The following is a 21,048-nucleotide window of genomic DNA, read 5'->3' on the forward strand; positions in this document are numbered from 1 at the left end:
CAAAGAACACCGCCGGTGCCTGTGGCCTGACACAAGGCACTACGCCTTGCCCCGCCGATCCTACGGCGGGGTCTTTTGTTTTGGCATCAACAGTGATTGCATGTTGTTGACCCTGACACTGCAAGAAAGATCACGGCCATGACCGAGACAACCGCGCAGCCCCGCCGCAGTCTGTTTTTCACGCAACCTGACACGTTCGATCTGGACAACAAATACACCGAGGCCGCGTTGGAGCGGCACAAGCGAGAAGGGTTGGAACTGGCCGTCCGCGCGCGTTGGGTGGCGATGGCACTGACCGGGGTTCTTCTGGTTTTCCTGAACCCGCAATGGGAGGTGCTTTGGTATCACTTCATTCTGCTGCTGATCTGCGCCAACGGTTGGCTGATCCGCCGTTCCGGTCGGGTGGGGCAATCGCGGGTCGAGCTTCTTTTGATCTTCGTGGATCTGCTGATCATGACCCTTGGAATGATCGTGCCCAACCCGTTCAGTGACGATGTCCGCCCTCTGGCCATGCAATACCGGTTCGACAACTTTCAGTACTTTTTCGTCATCCTGGCGGCTGGAACCTTGGCCTATTCCTGGCGCACGGTCATTGCCATCGGTTCGTGGACGGCATTGATGTGGACGATCGGTTGGATCGTTGCCTCGTGGTTGGCAACGCCGATTCCGGGGATCAGCGAAAAGGTTGCAGAGGCTTTGCAGGGCTATCCGGATGTTGCCGAGCTGTTGGACCCCAACAGTTTCATGATCCCTCAACGTATCCAGCAAGTGATCGTATTCATAATGGTCGCGGTAACGCTGGGCATTTCGATGCGGCGTCTCAATCAATTGTTGATGAACAACGCGGGACTGGAACGGGAGCGGGCCAACCTGTCGCGGTATTTCTCACCCAACGTGGTGGATGAGCTGAGCCAGAACGATGAGCCGCTGAAACAGGTCCGCAAAGAAGATGTGGCCGTTCTGTTCATCGATATCGTCGGATTCACCAAATACGCCGCCGGGCGGGATCCCTATGAAGTGATCGAGGTTCTGCGCGGGTTTCATGCCCGTATGGAAACCGAGGTATTCCGGCACCACGGGACCTTGGACAAGTATCTGGGCGACGGTTTGATGGCGACCTTCGGCACTCCGGTGCCAACGCCCCTGGACGCGAGTAATGCCCTGGACTGCGCGCGTGCGATGGTGGGTGTGATCGACCGTTGGAATCTGGAACGCCGCCGGGCGGGTGAGCCTGAAATCCATGTCGGCGTTGGGGTGCATTACGGCTCGGTCGTACTTGGGGATATCGGTGCCAACCGGTTGGAATTCGCGGTGATTGGCGATGCGGTCAATGTGGCGGCCAAGCTTGAGGCACTGACGCGTGATTTCAAGGCGCGTATCGTTGTCAGCGATGCCGTGCGTTTGCGGGTTGCGGAAGAAAACCCGCAGGCGCCGGAGGTCATGGCCGGTTTTGTTGCCTGCCGCGACCAAACCGTGCGAGGGGTCGAGGCGCCGATGGATGTCTGGATGATGAAAAGCTGAGGGCCTCCCGCCCGTCAGAACAGCATCGCAGATGCAGTGCTGACAGTTGGGCCAAGCAGCGCGCCTGTGCGCGCTGCAGTCACGCTTTGGGCATGGGGTTCAAAGATTTGTTGTAGGGGTGCCAGTCGGTGATCTCGGGATAATAGTGGCGTCGCCACGCGCGAACGCGCGGGTTCATGACCCGCCGCCACAGCGGAGGGATCATGGCGAACACGGTCATGACGGGATAGCCATAGGGCAATTGCGGGGCTGTGTCCGACGCGTGATGTTGCAGCAGCGGAAACCGGCGGTTGGGTTTGTAATGGTGGTCCGAATGGCGCTGAAGATTGATCAGCAACCAGTTCGAAGCTTTCTGCGAGGCATTCCAGGAATGGCGTGGCAGGACATGCTCGTACCGTCCGTCGCCCAGGTGTTTTCGGGTCAGGCCGTAATGCTCGACGTAATTGACCAGCTCGAGCTGCCATATTGCGACACTAGCCTGCAGCAGAAACAGCGCCACGCCGGACCATCCTCCGATCAGGCCGGCCAGTGCCAGCATCCCACCTTGCAGCGCCCAGTACCGCCAGAACGGGTTTGAACGATCTGTCCACTGTCTATCGATGCGGGCCAGCTTGTTGCGCTCGGCGTTGAAGGCCGAAACCCAGCATTGCCACAGAACGCGGGGATAGAAGCGATGGAACCCTTCGTTGTAGCGCGCCGACACCGGATCGCGCGGGGTGCCAACATGGCGGTGATGGACCAACAGGTGCTCGGACCGAAAATGAGAATACAGCACCATGGCAAGAAGGATGTCCCCAAGCCAGCGTTCCAAGCGGCTTTTCTGGTGCATCAACTCGTGGCTGTAATTGATCCCAATCGTGCCCGAAATGACGCCCATGCCAAAGAAGAGGCCGATTTTCTCAAGCGTTGACAGATGGGTGTTGTGGGTTGCGTACCAGATCAGACTAAAAAGGGTGACGAACTGGATCGGGGCCCAGAGTTTTATTAGTAATATGTACCATTGCAGCGCCGTGTCCGGCGTCTCGGGGTCGGCGTTTTGAGTGTTGAGCCCGGTGATCCGGTCCAGCACTGCAAAAGCCCACCAGGTTGCGGCAGGAACCAGCAGCAGTGACCATCCACCGGTAGCAGCTGAAAACCAGACCAGCGGGATCAGTAGCAGCGACACCCAGAAAGGGGATGCAGATTGCCAGCGGGACAATGTGCCAGTTGCGATCATCTTTTCTGCTCCGACTTTTTGGACATACCCTAGACATGGCCCGAAGACTTGCACAGCGGACTTATTGTCCTCGCCAAAGATCATAGGCCTTGCGCATCACGGTTGGCAGGTCGCCGGGCCTGAAGCTGTGCTTGTCGACGACCGTCAGATGTTCGGGTACGTCGTGATCAGCGGCATCCGTGGTCCAGATCCGCAAAATCAGGTGGAAATGTGTAAATGTGTGGCGCACTTCGCCCGGCAACATCTTCCAATTCGCAGGGAACGGGGCACGTTCGGTCGGGGCATCGTTCCACTCTGATCCGGGCCAGCCCAGCATTCCGCCCAGCAGACCTTTGTCAGGCCGGCGTTCCAGCACCATGGCCCCGTCTGCGCTTTGCGCAACATACACGTGCCCATACCGCGTGGGTTTGGGCTTTTTGGGCGTTTTTCGTGGCAGGTCGGTTTGGGTGCCTGCGACGCGGCTCTGACAGGGGTCACGCAGGGGGCAGATGCCACATGCCGGCGACTTCGGTGTGCAGATGGTTGCCCCCAAATCCATGACGGCCTGCGCGTAATCGCCCGGACGTATGGCCGGGGTCAGGGCCGACGCCTTTTCCTTCAGCAGGGGTTTGGACCCGGGTAGCGGATCGTGAATGTCATGGAGCCGGGCCATGACACGCTCGACGTTTCCGTCCAGCACGGTTTCAGGCCGATCAAACGCTATGGCCGAGATCGCTGCGGCGGTATAGGGGCCTATGCCGGGTAGGTTCAGCAGCGCTTCAAAGCTGTCAGGAAACCGGCCATCGTAGCCCTGCGTGACGGCACGGGCGCATTTCAAAAGATTGCGGGCGCGGGCGTAATAGCCAAGCCCGGCCCATTCCCCCATGACCTGATCGTCCGGTGCGGTGGCCAGAGCTTGAACCGTAGGCCAGCGGGTGGTGAAGCGCAGGAAATAGTCGCGAACGGCGGCAACTGTCGTTTGCTGCAACATCACTTCGGACAGCCAGACCCGATAGGGATCGGGGCGTATCCCGGCGGCGCGATCTGCCGGACCGATGCGCCATGGCATTTCGCGGGCGTGGCGGTCGTACCACTCCAGCAACGCATCACTGACGGTGAATTCAGCAGAGTCACGCAAGTTTTATTCAACTCCCGGTCGGGTTTCGCTGGCACATGGTGGCCTGCCCAGTACAATAGAGGCGTAGGAGCAGGAAACCAGATGCAACGCAGACGTTCTTCGACCCGCGGGTTCAAACGCACCGCATCCTTGCTGAACGATCAGATCCGGCGCGCCGGGGAAAGCCGGGGGTTTGCCGTGTCGCGGCTTTTGACCCACTGGGCCGAGATTGTCGGCCAGGAAACCGCCGCCATCGCGCGCCCGGTCAAAGTGGGTTATGGCAAGGGCGGATTTGGTGCCACCCTGACCGTGTTGACGACCGGGCCACAGGCTCCGATGCTGGAAATGCAGAAGGAACAGCTGCGCGGCAAGGTAAACGCGGTCTATGGCTATAACGCCATCAGCCGGGTCCGTATCACCCAGACCGCTCCGACCGGATTTGCCGAGGGGCAGGCCAGTTTCGACTACAAGCCGAAGCAAGCCAAACCCCAGATTGCGCCTGACATTGCCGCCGAGGCCGACAAAATGTCACGCGAAGTACATGATGAAGATTTGCGCGCGGCTCTTGAACGTCTCGGGCGCAACGTTTTATCCAAACAGAAACGCTGAGAAAGGGCTGAAAATGAGCCGTATTGCAACCGTAATCTGTGCGGCCGTCGCCGTGGCCGCTGGCGGCTATTGGCTGACAGGGTCGAACACCAATGTCACCATTCCACTGGTCAGTGCCGCCGAAGCGCAGGAGGCGGACCTGGATACTTCGACGATCGTCGAGATGGTGCTGGGCGCCGAGGATGCACCTGTCGAAATCATCGAATATGCGTCCTATACCTGCCCGCATTGCGCGAGTTTCCATCAGGGCGCCTTCAAACAACTCAAGAAAGACTTCATCGACACCGGCAAGGTCAAGTTTACCTATCGTGAGGTGTATTTTGACCGCTACGGCCTTTGGGCATCGATGGTTGCACGCTGCGCTGGCCCCGAAAAGTTCTTCGGTATCACAGACCTGATCTATGAAGGGCAGGCAGAATGGACACGCGCAGGTGGTCCGGCCGAGATCGTGGACGAGCTGCGCAAGATCGGTCGTTTGGCCGGCATCGATGGCGACCAGCTCGAGTCTTGTCTGCAAGACGGTACCAAGGCGCGGACATTGGCTGCGTGGTATCAGGAAAACGCCGAACGCGATGGCATCCAGGCGACGCCATCATTTGTGGTGAACGGCAAGAAGGTCGACAACCAGTCCTACGCTGACTTCAAAAAGCTGATCGAAGACGAACTGGGTGGCTGAACACCCTTTTCCGGTTGGCCCCGCCCGGGCCGACCGGGCCTATTTTGGTGCAGGTGCTGCCTTCAGCAGCATGTCGCGGACCTTGTCGGTTTCGCCGACTCGCAGACGCACCGGCAGAGTGATCACTTTGCTCCGAAAAGCCGGGGGCAGACGTACGGCATCTTTCTCGGTCGTTATCATCTGAGCACCCAGTTGGCGCGCCTCGTTTTCCAGACGGGCCATCAGTGCCTGAGTCAGAGGCTGGTGATCGTCCAGAGCTTCGGCGCGGACCAGGTCTACGCCCAGCTGCCGCAGGGTTTTGAAGAACTTCTCGGGGTGGCCGATACCGGCAAATGCCAAAGCGCGTGTGCCGGTCCAGTCCATGCCGGTTTGCAGGGGCTCGATTGCTCCGGTGACATGGGGAACGGACAACTTGTCGCCCCACTGAGCGGTGAAAGCCATTTGCGCGGCCTCATCGCCCAGAGACAACACAAGGTCGGCCCGTTTCAACCCGATGTCGACCGGTTCCCGCAGTGGCCCGGCAGGCAGGCACAAACCGTTTCCGAACCCGCGTTGAGCATCGACAACAATGATCGAGAAATCCTTGGCCACCGAAGGGTTTTGAAACCCGTCATCCAGCACGATTACCGTGGCGCCCGCCGCTGCGGCGGCCCGTGCGCCCGCCGCCCTGTCCTTGGCAACCCAGACTTCGGCAAACATCGCCAGAAGCAGCGGCTCGTCTCCTACTTCGGCAGCCGTGTGCCGGGCCGGATCAACCTGCACCGGCCCGTCCAAAGAGCCTCCGTGCCCCCGCGTGACGACATGTGGTTCGTGCCAGGCGCCTCGAAGCTGTTCAAGGGTCCAGATCACCGTTGGTGTTTTACCGGTTCCACCAGCATTGAGGTTGCCGATACAGATCACGGGCACACCCGGCTTTTCGCCGGATTCCGAGGCGATCCTTCGGGCGGTTGCCGCTGCATATAGGCGCCCCAACGGTGCCAGCAGACGCGCCCTCAGATCCGGTTGGTCCGGGGTCGTGTTCCAGAAATCAGGTGCCCGCATGATCCGCTCTCCGCTGATCCAGAATATCCTGTACCATTTCGATCAGGGCGTCAGCCTGCGGTGCGCCTTCGGTCAACAACTGCCATCCAGCCAACGCCATGTCGGCAGCTTGATCCGGCGCCAGAAGCTGCACAACGGCGTCGCCCAGTTCGGTGGCCGTTTTTACCTCTTTGGCGGCGTTCACCTGTTGCAGGCTGGAATAGAATTCCTGATGGCGGTGCACATATGGTCCGAACATGATCGCAGACCCCAGCGCGATTGCTTCGGACGGGTCCTGACCGCCCGCGCTGCGTTCCAGCGAACTGCCCATGAAGGTCACTGGTGCCATGCGATGCCACAGGCCCAGGTTTTCGGGGTCCGATGTCAGGACGACCTGAGTGGTGTCTTCAATCATGTCCCCTTCATCCCAGTTGATGCAGCGCAGGTCCATCGATTCCAGCCGCCGTCTCAGCGGCGTGACTTCCGGCTCGTTTGCCACGTGCAACACCAGAACCAGCCGATGCAGCATCCGCAGCGCCTGACGGTGGGCTGTCAGAACCGAGATGAATTCCTTGTCCTGAACCCATGCCGCCAACCAAACCGGACGCCCGGCAAGTGTATGAGTGGTCTCGATGAGTTCGTCTTCTGGCCAGGGCCGGGGGTTGGGGCTGATCCGCAAAGGCGGTGATTCCGCAACTTTTCCGGATTGGATTCCGAGGCGGCGGATCTGCCGAGCCGTCTCGGCGGATGGCGTGAGAATCTTGCGGAAACAGTCAAAGGTCACCCGCGTGATGTCCGGCAGCCAACGGGCGTTCCGGGACAGAGTGACGCTGAATTGGGCGTCGAACAGGACCAGCGGGATCGCCTGTTCGTCAGCGCGCGTGACAATGTTGGGCATCAGATCGCCACCGACCCACAACCCCATGTTCGGACGCCAGTATTCGATAAACTCGCGGGCGGCGCCACTCTGTTCCTGTGGCAGGTTGATCAAAGGGAACCTGCTGTCTGGCCAGTTGGACAGATCCTCATCCGGGGGGGCTGTCAGCAGGAAATTCAGCTTGGCCCTGACCTGCGACAGCCGACGGCAGAAGTCGGTCACAGCCCGCAGCCGATCCGGGGTGGCAACATGGATCCATAGCAACTCACCTTCGGGGCGCGGCAGGTTGGATTGCGGCGCAACCCCGTTGCGCAACCCCCATGACAACACCCTGTAGGCGGCCAGGCTGAGTGAGCGCGGTTTGCTCATGTTCCGATTCCCGGCCCGGCCGGATCCAGCAGTGCCGACAATTGCTGATGAACCAAGGCGCTGGCGGCGATCACGCCGTTCAACCTGGGATGCAAGTTGTTGAAGATCAGCCGTTGCCCCGTACGGTCCGAACAGATGCCGCCGGCCTCTCGGATGATCAGGTCGCCGGCGGCAATATCCCATTCCCAACTGGGGCGCAGGGTCAGCATGCCATCGAACCGCCCCTGCGCAACCAAAGCCATGCGATAGGCAAGTGACGGTCGATACGCGCGTTCGAATTCTGGCGCCTGCGCGTCGCGCCAATGCCGCGCGTCAAGATTTGGCTTGGCGGCCAGAATTTCTGATTGCAAAAGCTCTGCGGTATCCGAGGTCGTGATCGTCTTACCATTGAGAGACGCGCCCTGACCCTGGGCCGCCGTGTACAGCAAATCCCGCATCGGCAGGTAAATGACCGCCGCCGTCACCATGCCGTTATCGGCGACGGCTATGGAATGTGCCCAGGTGCGCGCGCCTTCTGCAAAGCTTCGGGTGCCGTCGATCGGGTCGATGATGAAAGTGCTGCTGCGGTCCAGCCGGTCGGTGGAATCCTCGGATTCCTCACTGAGCCAGCCATAGCCCGGTCGCGCCGAACACAACCGCTCCTCCAGCATCGTGTTCACGGCAAGATCTGCCTCGGTCACTGGCCCGGCGCCATCGGGTTTGTCCCAGCGCTGCGCTTGCGTGCCGGAATAGCGCGTGGCGATCTTGCCGGCCTCCAGCGCCGCCTCGATCAGCAGGGGCAGATCAGTTGCCGGCAAGTGTCATTCCTTCGATCAGAAGCGACGGAACCACGCGCGACAGGTATGGGCGGGCATCGTTCGCCGGGATGATCCGGCGCAGCATGTCCCGCAGATTGCCCGCGATGGTGCATTCATTGACCGGATGCGTGATCTCGCCATTCTCGACCCAGAAGCCCGATGCACCCCTTGAATAGTCACCGGTATTGGGGTTGATCGTCGATCCGATCATGGATGTGACCAGCAACCCGGTCCCCATATCGCGCAGCAGGTCGGCGCGGCTTTGGTCACCTTGTGTCAGGCTCAGGTTCCAGTTGCTGGGCGATGGCGGGCCCGAGACCCCACGCGCCGCATTTCCCGTGGACGCCATATCCAGTTTTCGCCCGCTTGACAGGTCCAGCGTCCAGCCGGTCAGAACGCCGTTTTCCACGATTGCCCGGCGTTGTGTCGGCAAACCCTCGGCATCAAATGGGCGCGAGCCCGAAATGCGCGGGCGATGCGGGTCTTCGATCAGGGACAGGTGCGCGGGCAGAACGCCCTGCCCCAAGCAATCCTTGAGCCAGGATGCGCCCCGTGCGATCGCCGCGCCATTGCTGGCGGCCAGAAGGTGGCCGATGAGCGAGGACGAGATCCGTTCGTCGAAGAGCACCGGAAAACTTCCTGTCTCAGGTTTGCGCGCACCAACCTGTTGCACGGCGCGTTCACCTGCTGTGCGCCCGATTTCCTCCGCGCTGCGCAGGTCGGATTGGAACGTCCGGCTGTCGCCGTCATAGTCCCGTTCCATCCCTGTGCCTTCGCCCGAGATCGCAACACAGGAAACCGACCGGCTGCTGCGCGCGTACCCGCCAGTGAACCCGTTTGTCGCGGCCAGATGCACATGGTGGGTTCCATAGCTTGCGGCCGCATCCGACACCTGGGTAACGCCGGCGACGGCCAGTGCTGCGGCCTCGGCCGTCAGAGCATCCTGCATCAGGGCTTCGGCAGACGGGGCCGGGGCGGGGTCTGACAGTTCCAGTGACTCTATGTTCCAGTCTGTGACCAGCTGGTCCTTGTCAGCCAGCCCGGAAAACGGATCTTCGGGGGCCTCCCTGGCCATCGCGACAGCTCGTTCCGCCATGGCGCGAAGGGTTTCAGGGCGGCTGTCGGAACTGGACACAATGGCGGATCGTTTGCCCAGAAACACCCGCAATCCCAGATCAGTCCCTTCCGAGCGTTCGGCATGCTCCAGCGCGCCGCCCCGCACTTCGACGGAAACAGAGGATCCGTCGATAACGATGGCATCCGCCGCGTCCGCGCCTGCCTTGCGGGCCACGTCAAGCAAGTGATGGCTGATTTCTTCTGGTGAGCAGGTCATGAGGCCTCCGGGTTGATTGCCAAGGACCTAGCCTTGGACCGCCCGTCTCGCAAGACCTGTGACCAGATTGTGCGTTGAGGATCGCGGTGAACCCGCGCCGTTTCAGTGGTTTGGGCAGGGACTGGCAGGACAGAGAAAGGGCCGCATGTTGCGCGGCCCTTTCCGTTGATTGTCACTTGATACGTTGACCATTCGCTAGGATCTGGCCGTCTTCGGTGAACTCGATCTTCGAGTTCAGTGTGTCCGGTTCTTCGCCCGGCACTGCCATCAGACCCATCATCATGCGGGCACCCAGCGCGTCTTCGTCCGAGATGATTCCCATGCCGATCAGGGTGTCGATCAACTGGTTGGCGCCCACCAGCTGAAGGTTCGCCACGCCGCTTGGGCTGGGCAGGCCATCAAACTCTTCGGTATTGGTGTTGTCGAAAGCAAAATCACCGTTACCGGTCAGTTTGGCACCAACCAGCGAAACCAGCAGTTCGTTGATCTTCAGAGAGTGCAATTCCCCCGGCGCTTCGTCGGATTCGACGTCGATTTCAGGATCGAAGATATTCATCAGCACTTTCGCGGTTCCCGTCGCATCCAGCGCAATCGTCGCCGGATCACGCGGCAACGCGCCCGCAGGGTCGAAAATGCCCCACAATATGTCCGACATGGTGAAATCGGTCAGGTTCAGCCCAAAGCCGAAGGGTTGAACCTCGTCCGATTGCTGGATGGGGAATTCGAAGTTCAGGCCCGCCTTGGCCATCGAAAGTTCGATCGGGAACGGCAGGCCCGCCGTGGTAACGGCCATCTTCGTGCTGTTCTGGTCAATGTCATAGACGATACGCTCTGCATCGATGCTGGCTGCAAAACGCCCGCCTTCGGACGTGCTGTTCATCGAGAACGCCTGACCTTCGCTGGTCCCGCTCAGATCCGTGCTGCCCGCGGCATAGGTGAAGGTGCCGTCAAAGGAAAAACCGGCTTTGTAAAAGGCTTCTGGGTCCGAAAAGTCAAAATCCGGCGGGACGACGTTGGTGCCCTCGAATGCCAGTTGATCCAGTTGACCGTTGATCAACCCGTTTTCGCCGCTTTCAGGATCCTGAAAGTTCAGATCATAAGTTAACGTGGCTGCGTTGAACGTCTGGCTGATGTTTCGATTGTCACCGATCTGCATCCGCGAGCTGCCGGACAGATCGCTTGCTTGGACATCGATGCCAAACACATCATTGGGCAGAGCCTCACCATCGACCTCAATCGAATCCAGTTTTACGCCCAGATTGTCAGCCTTGTAGTCATAGGTCATGTCGTCCGGTGTGCCCGACACGACCATGTTCAGTTGGCTGTGGGAATAGGTGACAGTGGCTGCGAAGTTTTCGTCTTCGGCCTGACCGGTGATTTCCATGGGAAAGCTTTCCGGCAGGTCAATGGTAACGGTCCCGTCACCATTTTCGGTCAGTGTCATTTCTGGCATGACCATCTGAAACTGTCCGTCCTCTTCGGGAAGGGCCACTGAAAGTGTCATGTTGGAAATCGTGGTGACGTCGCCCGAGGTGCTTTCGTCTCCTGTGACGGTGTAACCCATCGAGGTGAAATAGCTCTGCCAATCGGACCAGACGTCATCGGCCGACAGATCGGCAAACGCCCCTTGGGTGGCAACGGCATAAGCCAGGGCAGCGCCGCAGCTGCGGCGAAGGAAAACGGACATAAGGTAACCCTTCTTGATCAATTTGTGGCGCATGGTCGGTTTTGTGGCGGGTATCGTCAAGGGGGCAAGGGCTGGACCCTTTCCCCGTTTACGCGCTACGGCTGTAGCCGACAGAGATTACAATGCGTGAGGAAGGGCAAATGCAGGGAAAAACTGTTCTCATAACCGGGGCCAGCCGAGGAATTGGGGCCGAGGCAGGGCGCGTTTTTGCCGCAGCCGGCGCCAATGTCGCATTGGTGGCTCGCAGCCAGGACCAGATTGACGCTCTGGCGGCCGCATTGGGCGATCAGGCCATCGCATTGGCCTGTGACGTCAGCGATTTCGCGCAGGTGGAACAAGCCGTGGCCACATGCGTGGACCGGTTCGGTGGGTTGGATGTTCTGATCGGCAACGCGGGTGTGATCGATCCGATCTTTCATCTCTCGAATGCTGACACCGAGGCGTGGAGCAAGGCCATCGACATCAATCTGAAAGGTATTTTCTACGGGATGCGCGCGGCGTTGCCAGTGATGCGGGCTGCGGGAGGAGGGAGCATTCTGACGATCTCGTCCGGTGCTGCATCGAATCCGGTCGAGGCCTGGAGCCACTATTGCGCCTCGAAGGCCGGGGCCAAGATGCTCACGGAATGTCTGCATCTGGAAGAAGCCCATAATGGTATTCGCGCCATGGGCCTGTCACCGGGGACGGTGGCCACCGATATGCAGCGGTCGATCAAGGCCAGCGGCATAAATCCCGTCAGTCAGCTGGACTGGGATGTGCATATCCCCGCTGATTGGCCCGCACGGGCGCTGTTGTGGATGTGCTCGGATGATGCCGATGAGTTTCTTGGCACTGAAATTTCGCTGCGGCTTGAAGACATTCGCAAACGGGCCGGGCTGATATGATCGATTTGACCAAAGAAGGCGGCCTGTGGACCGTCACGATCAACAATCCCGGCAAGGCGAACGCCCTGACCGGGGCCATGCTCGCGGAACTGGCCGAGATCGCCGAATCCGCGACAGAGGCCAAGGCGTTGATCCTGACCGGCGCAGGCAAAGTGTTCAGCGCCGGGGCAGATCTGGACGAAGCGCGCGGCGGTCTGGCCAAATCGGATGTCTGGGAAAGGCTGTCCGGCGCCATTGCCGCGTTGCCCTGTCTGACCGTTGCCGCGCTGAACGGCACTTTGGCAGGCGGGGCCAACGGTATGGCGCTGGCCTGCGATCTGCGCATTGCCGTGCCGTCGGCCAAGTTCTTCTATCCGGTGATGAAGCTGGGGTTTCTGCCACAACCGTCCGACCCCGCGCGGCTGGCGGCTCTGGTCGGACCGGCCAGGGCCAAGTTGATCCTTATGGCCGGTCAGAAAATCACCGCGCAGGAGGCGTATGAATTTGGCCTGGTGGACCGGATTGTCGATCCCGAACATCTGATGCAAACCGCACGCGATCTGGTGGCCGACAGCGTGAACGCCGACCCCGAGATCGCGGCGGGAATCGCAAGGTTGTGCTCATGAGGCTGTCTGCACTGCGCCTGCGGGTCGCTGACCCGGGTCGGCTGGCCGCGTTTTATCGCGACATTCTGGGCATGTCCGTCGGCCCAGCAGAAACCGGCCACCGTGTCGGCTATGACGGTGCAGACGCAGAAATTGTGTTGCTGCCGGGTGGAGGAGGGTACACCCACGACACGGGGCAGCGGTACTGGAAGATAGGAATCACCGTGCCGGATGTCGATCTTGCTGCGGCTCATCTGCGCAGGTTCGACGTTCCAGTGAGCACGCCGAACCAGTTTCTGGACATCGGCTACATGTGCCATCTTGCGGATCCCGAAGGGTTCGTCATCGAGCTGCTGCAACATGATTTCGAAGGCAACCGGCCGCCGCATGCAGCAGACCCCGACGCGCCTTTCGCGCAGGCTCGGATCGGTCAAATTACCCTTCGAACCGGCGATATTGCCGCCGAAGACGCGTTCTGGCGCGCCCGGGGCATGTCGTTGCTGTCAATGCAGGAGGTCGCCCCTTACGGCTTTGACCTGCATTTCTATGCCTTTACCAACGAAACCCCGCCCAATCCTGACCTTTGGGCTGTTGAAAACCGCGAATGGCTGTGGAAACGCGCCTATACGACGTTGGAATTCCAGCATGTTGCGGGCGCACAATTCGCCCATGTGCCGGACTTTCAGGGTATCGAGATCGAAGGTCTGTCCGAACCTCTCACAGATATTGTCGGCGACCAGATCCTGCCAGGTTGATCAGCGCCCGCGCCGCTTGCCCGGAACTTTCGAACGAAATCCGGGGGGGCGTTTGCGAACCCAAGTCAGAAATTTCTCGAGCCTTGGATGCGCACGCAGGGCCGCGACCGTGTTGAAACTGCGTGCCAGTTCGGCTTCGGTCAGGGTGGCGTGCACCTCTTTGTGGCAGATCTGATGCAGCAGAACGGTAGGTCCGCCCTTGCCTCCTTTGAGTTTTGGGATCAGATGATGCAGGCTGCCAGCCCCGTCGGGGATCGGGCGGCCGCAAAGCGGGCAGATCGGATCGCTGTTCGTCATGATGATGTGAAACTTGCGCCTGTGACGGGCGAAGGCAAGAGGGTGCGAATGGCGCAGGCAGTGGTGATCGGAGCAGGCCCCGCCGGGTTGATGGCGGCAGAACAGTTGGCCGCAGCCGGGCATTCCGTGTTGGTGGCCGAGGCCAAACCGTCGGTCGCGCGCAAGTTCCTGATGGCCGGGAAATCGGGGCTGAACCTGACCAAGGACGAGCCGCTTGATGACCTGATCCGCGCCTATGGTGAAGCGGCAGATTGGTTGCGTCCGATCATGTCTGACTTTGATGCCGAAGCTGTTCAGCACTGGGCGCGCGGGTTGGGGCAGACGCTGTTTGTCGGCTCGACGGGGCGCGTGTTTCCCGAAGCAATGAAGGCCTCGCCCTTGTTGCGGGCCTGGTTGGCACGATTGGACAAGGCCGGGGTCGAGATCAGGACCCGCTGGCGTTGGGCCGGCTGGGAAAGTGATGCGCCGGTGTTTGACACTCCGGACGGGCGGCGCAGTGTTTCGACGGATGTCACCGTGCTGGCACTGGGAGGTGCAAGCTGGGCCCGCCTTGGCTCGGACGGTCACTGGGCGCAGATATTGGCCGGAAAAGACGTGGCTTTGGCACCCTTTGAACCCGCAAACTCAGCCATTTCCGTTGATTGGAGCCCACATATGCAGCCCCATTTCGGGGCCGCATTGAAATCGATCCGATGGATGGCAGGCGATTTGGTAAGCCGAGGAGAGGCTGCGATTTCCAGAACCGGTCTGGAAGGTGGAGGGCTGTATTCGCTGACACCGGCCTTGCGCGCGGGGCAGCCATTGTTTGCTGATCTGGCGCCTGATCTGGACCAACAGGCTCTGCTGGCGCGGTTGTCCGCGAAACGGTCGAAAACAACGCTGTCCCAGTGGATGAGAAAATCGCTGAACCTGTCTGCTCAGAAAATCGCCCTGTTTCATGAAATGGCAAAACGCGGCGGCCATCCTCAATCCGTGCAAGTGAGCATGTTGAAAAAGCTGCCTATCCGGCATGCCGGCCTTCGCCCGATGGGCGAAGCCATTTCGACCGCAGGTGGTATCAAACAGGCAGCGCTGGATGACGGGCTGATGCTGACGGCCCTGCCGGGTGTGTTCTGCGCTGGCGAAATGCTGGATTGGGAGGCCCCGACCGGGGGCTATCTGCTTACGGCTTGCCTGGCGACCGGGCGCTGGGCTGGTCGGTCTGCCGCGGACTGGCTGGAAAAGGTCGAATGACCTAGCGGGATCGCGCCAACATCGCCAAACGGATCATCGCGCGTTCCACCAGCGCCATGGCAGGGGCTGTCTGCCCGGCAGACCGCAGCGCCAAATCCGTATCGGTCAGAACCGTCAGCGCGGTTTGCAGCTTGGCCGCCCCCCAACCTTGTGCCTGCCGCAGGATACGGTCACGCCGTTTACCGTAAACCGGCGGACGCAGCTTGCCGATGCCCTGCGCAGCACCACCGGGATCGGACGCGCAGGCATAGAGTGTCCGAAAATGCCGCATCGCTCCGATACACAGAGTCACGCCGTTGGTGCCCTGCGCCTGCAACCTCCGGATCAGCGGCCCGATCTCACCGGCGCGGCCTTCGGCCACGACGTTGAGAACATCATCCAGCGCCGCCTCGGTCGAGCGCGGAGCGCAGGCCTCGATATCTTCGATTGTCAAATCAGTGCTGTCACCGCGTTTGTAAAGAGACAGTTTTTCAATCGTTTGGGCGAAATCACCGGGGCTGAGGCTTACTGCCAATTCGCTGATTGCAGACATGACATCACGGGGCACGTTTTTCATACCCGACTCGGCAAGAACCCGTTCCACTTCGGCGCGTGAGGGAGGGTCGTCATAAATGCCGACGGCATAGGCGGCAGGGTGGCCTTCGAACGCCTTGCGGATCTTCGAGCTGGGTTTCAATTGCCCCGCGGTCACGATGATCTGGGCGTCTCCGGGGGCCCAATCTTCGAGCGCGGCCAGAATTGCCGACGCCGCGGTTTCGGTTGCGTCTTCCACGAAAACGGCACGTGGACCGGGAAAGAAGCCGACCGCCTTGACCGCGTCCAGCAGCAGGGCGGGATCACCACGCAGATCGCCACCGGGCATGCGGGTCAGGCGCATTTCTTCTTCGGCTTGGGGGCCAAGCAGAGCGGCCAGCACCTGTTGCCGCTTGAGCGCAACCCGCATCGCATCCGCGCCATAGATAAGCAGCCCGGTCTTGTCCGCGTCCGGCTTGGCAAAATACCCCTCAGCCTCGCGCGGGCTCAGCTTCATGCGGCCAGATCCGGTGTGGCGTAAAGTCGGTTCATGATCTGACCCGACAGAATCATCATCAGCCGTCTCTTGGCATCGCGCTCATCCGCCAATGTGGAAACGGTCGATCCTGCGGCAGAATATGACACAAAATCCGCCACCGAGCCCGAGGCGATGATCTGACCGGTTGCGTTGGACCGCAGGTTGTATTGTGCGCTTCCGTCGATGGTGTAGCGCTGCGTTTCGTTTGTGGTGGTGATTGCTGCGCCACGCGTTACGGTCGAAACCTGAACATCCAGCTTGTAATCGTTCACCGACCCGGCGCTTCGCCCCAGTTGTTGTTCCAGATTTTGGACCAGCAAATAGCTTTCCACGGTGTTGGGCGCCGACACCTCGACGCGGCCATACAAGGCCGAACCCGATCCGCCAGGTGCATAGACGGGCTCAAAGCCGCAGGCGGCCAGCGCCAGCGGCATCAGCAAAAACGTTCTGCGATCAAACGACAACATTCACAATCCGGCCCGGAACGACGATCACTTTCTTCGGCGCATTCCCTTCCAGCGCCTTTTGAACAGCTTCGGTGCTGAGCGCAATTTTTTCAACCTCGGCTTTGTCCAGATCCTTGGCCACGCTGATTTCCGCGCGACGCTTGCCGTTGATCTGAATCGGCAAGGTGACAGTGTCATCAACCAGCATTGCCTCGTCGGCGACGGGCCATGGCGCAACGGCCACAAGGCCTTCGCCGCCCTGATGGGCCCAAATATCTTCCGCCAGATGCGGTGTCATCGGCGACATCAGCTGTGCCAGCGTTTTGATGGCCTGCTTTTGGGCCGCAGCACCTGCCTTGGATTTCGCCAGCGTGTTGGTGAAGGCATAAAGCTTGGCGATGGCCGCGTTGAAGCCAAAGCTTTCAACACCCAATGTCACATCGCGGATGGTTTTGTGCATCTCGCGCAGCAGTTCCTCATCGCCTTCACCCGTGGCGTTCGGGTCCATGGCGCCGATCTTGTCGCAGAGATTCCAGACACGGTTGAGATGCTTGTACGCGGCCTCGGCCCCCGCAGCCGTCCATTCCACGTCCCGTTCGGGTGGCGAATCGGACAGCACGAACCAGCGCGCGGTATCGGCGCCGAAGGCCGAGATGATGCTGACCGGGTCGACCACGTTCTTCTTGGACTTTGACATTTTGGCCGATGGGATGATTTCGACCTGTGTGCCGTCAGCCAGTTTTCCGTCCGTGACCTCTTCGGGCAGGTGATAGACCGGACGACCGTTGGCATCGCGGGTTTGGTAGATCTCGTGCGTCACCATGCCCTGCGTGAACAACGCGTCGAAGGGTTCGATGGCTTTGTCCGGCAAATGCCCGGTGATGTTCATCGCGCGGGCGAAGAACCGCGAATACAGCAGGTGCAGAATCGCGTGTTCGATCCCGCCGATATACTGGTCTACATTCATCCAGTATTCCGCCTCGGCCAGATCGGTGGGCGTTTCCGCGCGCGGAGCGGTGAACCGGGCGAAATACCATGACGAATCCACGAATGTGTCCATCGTGTCGGTCTCGCGCTTGGCAGGGGCGCCACAGTTTGGGCAGGCGCAGTCGCGCCAGGTCGGGTGGCGGTCCAGCGGGTTGCCCGGTTTGTCGAAGGTGACATCATCGGGCAGGCGAACCGGAAGGTTCTCTTTCTTTTCAGGGACCACACCACAGCTTTCGCAGTGAACGACAGGAATCGGACAGCCCCAATAGCGCTGACGGCTCAAGCCCCAGTCTCGCAGGCGATATTTCGTGACCCCTTCGCCCCAACCGGCTTTTTCGGCGAAATCGATGGTGGTGTTGATCGCTTCTTCTCCGGTTGCTTCGGTCAAGCCTGCGAAATGGTTCACCCAGCGGACTTTCTCGGTCTTTGGCGGGACAAAGGCGATCTTGTCGACCGGCGTGTCGTCGTCCAGCGCAAAGAACGTATCGATCACCGGCAGATCGTATTTGCGGCAGAAATCAAGGTCGCGCTGGTCATGGGCCGGGCAGGCAAAGATCGCGCCGGTGCCGTAATCCATCAGGATGAAATTGGCGATCCAGACCGGCAGTTCCCAGTTCGGGTCCAACGGGTGCTTGACGCGGATGCCGGTATCGAAACCCAGCTTTTCGCCGGTTTCGATGGCCTCTTCCGTGGTGCCGCCTTTGCGGCATTCGGCAACGAATTCAGCAACTTCCGGGTTTTCGGTCTCAAGCTGTTTGGCGATCGGGTGATCGGGCGAGATCCCAACGAAAGATGCGCCCAGCAGGGTGTCGGGGCGCGTCGTGTAGACAGTGATCGGTTCCCCACCATCGGTGCGTTCGAACCCGAATTGAAGGCCGCGTGACTTGCCGATCCAGTTTTCCTGCATCAGCCGAACCTTGGCGGGCCAGTTTTCCAGAGTGTCCAGAGCGTTCAGCAGTTCTTCGGAATAATCCGAGATCTTAAAGAACCACTGCGTCAGCTCGCGCCGTTCCACCAGCGCGCCCGAGCGCCATCCGCGCCCGTTTTCCACCTGTTCATTGGCCAGAACGGTCATGTCGACCGGATCCCAGTTGACCACGGCGTTCTTGCGGTAGACCAGCCCGGCTTCGAGCATGTCGAGGAACAGCGCCTGCTGCTGGCCATAGTATTCCGGATCACATGTGGCGAATTCACGGGACCAGTCGATCGACAGGCCCAGTGGCTTCATCTGGGCGCGCATGTCGGCGATATTGCCGTAAGTCCACTCTTTGGGGTGGCCGCCGATCGCCATGGCAGCGTTTTCCGCTGGCATTCCGAACGCGTCCCAGCCCATGGGGTGCAGAACATTGTGCCCGGTGGCCAGCTTGTGCCGCGCGATGACGTCGCCCATCGTATAGTTGCGCACGTGCCCCATATGGATTCGGCCGGACGGGTAGGGGAACATCTCAAGCACATAGTATTTCGGCTTGTCCGCCTTGTGGTTGGCGGTGAAGATTCCTGCCTTGTCCCAGGCTTCTTGCCATTTTGCTTCGATTTCGGTGGCCGAATAGCGCGACATTGTGCGGTCCTTCGTGAATGAAAACGCCGGGTAGGAACCCGGCGTGGTATTAGTGTGATTTTCGGCGGAGTGCTAGAACTTGTTGTCCGCGATGCGCAGCTGACGCGCGCGGGACAGAATCGCGTCCTCCACGGCGCGGGTTGTTGCCGCGCTTACCGGGGCGCCGCCGCTGGATTGCAGCGCGACGGACAAAGACCGGGCCGCAAGCGCCGGATCACTGATGTGTACGGTCGCCCTGTATGACCGTCCTCCGCCCGGAGGAGTGCCGTAACCCGTTACGATCACTCCGGTAAACGGATCGATCTCCTGCACCGGCAGGAAATTCAATATGTCCAGAGAAGCTGCCCACAAGTACCGGTTTACATTGGTGGTCTGCTCGGCCGTGCTGCGGTCGAAAATGTCCCACAGCGTCGAACGTTCAGGATCGTTCAACTCGCGTTCATCGGAATTACCGCTGGCGGGATTGGCGGAATATGTCGAAGTGCTTCGATTCTGCCCGCATGCCGCAATAGTGGTGGTCAGCATGATTAATCCCAAAATCGTAGGCAGGCGCATTGTCAGCAGGTCCTGTTTTCACTTGTTGTGCAGTATTCAGGGCATACTCCTAGCCAAGGACCCTCGCTGCAACAAGCCTATTCTTCTGAAATGTAGGCGTGTCAGCCTGATCCGGGCAAAAAAGAACTGTGGCATCCTTGCACCAATCTGACCCCAATGACGTGACCGGGTTTATGCCAAGCTTGCGCAATGGGGGCAAAAAGAGCGAAACGGTGTCCGTGCTGAGACATATGCCGAGGCATGTGTCGAGTAGAAAACTCTTTTGAATGAAACCGAGGGAAACAAGATGAAAAAAGTTCTCTTCGCATCGACGGCGCTGATTGCGACCGCAGGCGTTGCAGCAGCTGAAGTTAACTTCAGCGGTTACGGCCGTTTTGGTATTGGCTACCAAGAAGATCGCACAGGTACTGTCACAGGCTCGGTGCGCCCGGCAGCTGCTCCGACTGTATGGACAACCCAGAACGGCGGTACTGTAACAACCACCAATGCCGTTACTGCTGACGTTAACGGCGTAGACGTCGACGATACCATCCTGGTATCGCGTTTCCGCCTGAACATCGACGGTATCGTTGAAACCGATAGCGGCGTTCGTTTTGAAGGCCGTGTTCGTCTGCAAGCTGATGAAAACGCGAACGGTGAAGCTGGCGAAGCTGGTCTGAACGGCGCGCGCTTCTCGGTCATCTATGGCGGTCTGCGTGTTGACGCGGGCAACGTGGCTGGCTCGTTCGACAACCTTGCAAACTACTACGGTAACGAAGTCGGCCTTGAGCTGTTCGCAGGTCAGTATTCGGGTGTTGACTACGGCTTCTTGGCCTATGATTCTACTGGCTCAGGTTCCAATGGCGTATTCTTCCAATACTCGGTTGGCGACTTCGCATTTGGCGCGTCGTACGATGTTGGCGCGACTACCGTAACCGTTCCCGCTCCTGGCACGCCTCCGGGCCCTGTCACTGTTAACGATGGCAACGACCGTTGGGACATCAGCGTAGCTTATACCTTCAACAACGTGACCGCTGCTCTGGCTTACGGTCAGACCGACTCGGCCACTGGCCCGAACCCAAGCCTGACCGTTCTGACACTGGGTGCTGAATTCGGCGACTTCTCGGGTACTCTGTTCGTCGCAGACGACGACAACACTGGGGCAACCCGTGGAACGGACTTCCGCCCTGCCGGTGCGGCCACAGATGGCACGGCATGGGGTCTGTCGGCAGCCTACAACTTGGGCGCCGCAACCACTCTGCTGTTCACTTATGGTGACGGTAGTGCAGATGGTGACAAACAGCAGATTGCGCTCGGTGCGATCTACGACCTGGGTGGCGGTGCATCGCTGCGTGGTGGTATCGGCCGCAACGACTGCTCTGTCTGCGCAAACGACCAGATCGTTGCTGACTTCGGTGCTCAGTTCAACTTCTAAGCTGATCTGAACCGTAAGGTTTAAGGGCGGGTCTTCGGACTCGCCCTTTTCTTTTGTGCCGACTTGGTGTTTTTCTGCGCCAA

General features: G+C 59.9%; 20 protein-coding genes. 8 read left to right on the forward strand and 12 right to left on the reverse strand.

What is annotated here, in order from left to right; genetic code table 11:
• Positions 1-138: 138 nt before the first annotated feature.
• On the forward strand, positions 139-1,521 hold the full coding sequence (locus ACR0E2_RS17580) for an adenylate/guanylate cyclase domain-containing protein (protein ID WP_480447364.1): 1,383 nt from the start codon (positions 139-141) through the stop codon (positions 1,519-1,521).
• 79 nt (positions 1,522-1,600) lie between these two features.
• On the opposite strand, the gene ACR0E2_RS17585 is transcribed toward ACR0E2_RS17580, so the two are convergent.
• Together ACR0E2_RS17585 and mutY are read right to left on the reverse strand one after the other, a co-directional pair.
• Complete coding sequence (locus tag ACR0E2_RS17585) at positions 1,601-2,737, reverse strand: alkane 1-monooxygenase (protein WP_480447365.1); 1,137 nt, start codon at positions 2,735-2,737, stop codon at positions 1,601-1,603.
• Positions 2,738-2,798: 61 nt separating this feature from the next.
• On the reverse strand, positions 2,799-3,854 hold the full coding sequence (gene mutY / locus ACR0E2_RS17590) for an A/G-specific adenine glycosylase (RefSeq protein ID WP_480447366.1): 1,056 nt from the start codon (positions 3,852-3,854) through the stop codon (positions 2,799-2,801).
• Positions 3,855-3,935: 81 nt separating this feature from the next.
• Between mutY and ACR0E2_RS17595 the strand changes: the two genes are divergently transcribed.
• Positions 3,936-4,442, forward strand: a complete 507-nt coding sequence (locus ACR0E2_RS17595) for a DUF721 domain-containing protein (protein WP_480447367.1) — start codon at positions 3,936-3,938, stop codon at positions 4,440-4,442.
• Positions 4,443-4,455: 13 nt separating this feature from the next.
• A complete protein-coding gene (locus ACR0E2_RS17600; RefSeq protein WP_480447368.1) occupies positions 4,456-5,118 on the forward strand; it encodes a DsbA family protein in 663 nt (220 codons plus the stop codon).
• A 39-nt stretch (positions 5,119-5,157) separates the two neighbouring features.
• On the opposite strand, the gene lpxK is transcribed toward ACR0E2_RS17600, so the two are convergent.
• The 5 genes from lpxK to ACR0E2_RS17625 form a co-directional block, all read right to left on the reverse strand.
• Positions 5,158-6,159, reverse strand: a complete 1,002-nt coding sequence (gene lpxK, locus ACR0E2_RS17605; RefSeq protein ID WP_480447369.1) for a tetraacyldisaccharide 4'-kinase — start codon at positions 6,157-6,159, stop codon at positions 5,158-5,160.
• Positions 6,146-7,384, reverse strand: a complete 1,239-nt coding sequence (locus tag ACR0E2_RS17610) for a 3-deoxy-D-manno-octulosonic acid transferase (RefSeq protein WP_480447370.1) — start codon at positions 7,382-7,384, stop codon at positions 6,146-6,148. Before ACR0E2_RS17610 ends, lpxK begins: the two co-directional genes overlap by 14 nt.
• Positions 7,381-8,181 (reverse strand): inositol monophosphatase family protein, encoded by an 801-nt coding sequence (locus ACR0E2_RS17615; protein ID WP_480447371.1) that lies wholly within the window; start codon positions 8,179-8,181, stop codon positions 7,381-7,383. The genes ACR0E2_RS17610 and ACR0E2_RS17615 overlap by 4 nt, the downstream gene beginning before the upstream one ends.
• On the reverse strand, positions 8,168-9,514 hold the full coding sequence (locus ACR0E2_RS17620; RefSeq protein ID WP_480447372.1) for a TldD/PmbA family protein: 1,347 nt from the start codon (positions 9,512-9,514) through the stop codon (positions 8,168-8,170). Before ACR0E2_RS17620 ends, ACR0E2_RS17615 begins: the two co-directional genes overlap by 14 nt.
• A gap of 172 nt (positions 9,515-9,686) precedes the next feature.
• A complete protein-coding gene (locus ACR0E2_RS17625) occupies positions 9,687-11,234 on the reverse strand; it encodes a DUF2125 domain-containing protein (protein ID WP_480447373.1) in 1,548 nt (515 codons plus the stop codon).
• Positions 11,235-11,341: 107 nt separating this feature from the next.
• Between ACR0E2_RS17625 and ACR0E2_RS17630 the strand changes: the two genes are divergently transcribed.
• From ACR0E2_RS17630 to ACR0E2_RS17640, 3 genes are read left to right on the forward strand one after another with little or no spacing between them, the layout of a single operon-like run.
• Positions 11,342-12,085 carry an SDR family oxidoreductase gene (locus ACR0E2_RS17630; RefSeq protein WP_171642135.1) on the forward strand — a complete coding sequence of 248 codons (744 nt, stop codon included), beginning with the start codon at positions 11,342-11,344 and terminating at the stop codon, positions 12,083-12,085.
• Positions 12,082-12,690, forward strand: coding sequence for an enoyl-CoA hydratase/isomerase family protein (locus ACR0E2_RS17635; protein WP_480447374.1), 609 nt, complete (start codon positions 12,082-12,084; stop codon positions 12,688-12,690). Before ACR0E2_RS17630 ends, ACR0E2_RS17635 begins: the two co-directional genes overlap by 4 nt.
• Positions 12,687-13,424: a VOC family protein gene (locus tag ACR0E2_RS17640; protein WP_480447375.1), complete on the forward strand. Its 738-nt coding sequence runs from the start codon at positions 12,687-12,689 to the stop codon at positions 13,422-13,424. The genes ACR0E2_RS17635 and ACR0E2_RS17640 overlap by 4 nt, the downstream gene beginning before the upstream one ends.
• On the opposite strand, the gene ACR0E2_RS17645 is transcribed toward ACR0E2_RS17640, so the two are convergent.
• Positions 13,425-13,721: an HNH endonuclease gene (locus tag ACR0E2_RS17645; protein ID WP_171230594.1), complete on the reverse strand. Its 297-nt coding sequence runs from the start codon at positions 13,719-13,721 to the stop codon at positions 13,425-13,427.
• Positions 13,722-13,769: 48 nt separating this feature from the next.
• Between ACR0E2_RS17645 and ACR0E2_RS17650 the strand changes: the two genes are divergently transcribed.
• Positions 13,770-14,954, forward strand: a complete 1,185-nt coding sequence (locus tag ACR0E2_RS17650; RefSeq protein ID WP_480447376.1) for a TIGR03862 family flavoprotein — start codon at positions 13,770-13,772, stop codon at positions 14,952-14,954.
• 1 nt (position 14,955) lies between these two features.
• On the opposite strand, the gene holA is transcribed toward ACR0E2_RS17650, so the two are convergent.
• The 4 genes from holA to ACR0E2_RS17670 all read right to left on the reverse strand — a co-directional run bounded on the left by holA (position 14,956) and on the right by ACR0E2_RS17670 (position 19,551).
• Positions 14,956-15,984 carry a DNA polymerase III subunit delta gene (gene holA, locus ACR0E2_RS17655; RefSeq protein ID WP_152459268.1) on the reverse strand — a complete coding sequence of 343 codons (1,029 nt, stop codon included), beginning with the start codon at positions 15,982-15,984 and terminating at the stop codon, positions 14,956-14,958.
• Positions 15,981-16,472, reverse strand: coding sequence for an LPS assembly lipoprotein LptE (lptE, locus tag ACR0E2_RS17660; RefSeq protein WP_152459267.1), 492 nt, complete (start codon positions 16,470-16,472; stop codon positions 15,981-15,983). Before lptE ends, holA begins: the two co-directional genes overlap by 4 nt.
• On the reverse strand, positions 16,459-18,996 hold the full coding sequence (leuS, locus tag ACR0E2_RS17665; protein WP_480447377.1) for a leucine--tRNA ligase: 2,538 nt from the start codon (positions 18,994-18,996) through the stop codon (positions 16,459-16,461). The genes lptE and leuS overlap by 14 nt, the downstream gene beginning before the upstream one ends.
• A 72-nt stretch (positions 18,997-19,068) precedes the next feature.
• Entirely contained in the window at positions 19,069-19,551 is a 483-nt protein-coding gene (locus ACR0E2_RS17670) for a DUF3576 domain-containing protein (RefSeq protein WP_480447378.1), read from the reverse strand.
• Positions 19,552-19,837: 286 nt separating this feature from the next.
• Between ACR0E2_RS17670 and ACR0E2_RS17675 the strand changes: the two genes are divergently transcribed.
• On the forward strand, positions 19,838-20,965 hold the full coding sequence (locus tag ACR0E2_RS17675; protein WP_480447379.1) for a porin: 1,128 nt from the start codon (positions 19,838-19,840) through the stop codon (positions 20,963-20,965).
• The last annotated feature ends 83 nt before the right edge of the window (positions 20,966-21,048 follow it).

The organism is Ruegeria sp. A4 (genome assembly GCF_056543025.1).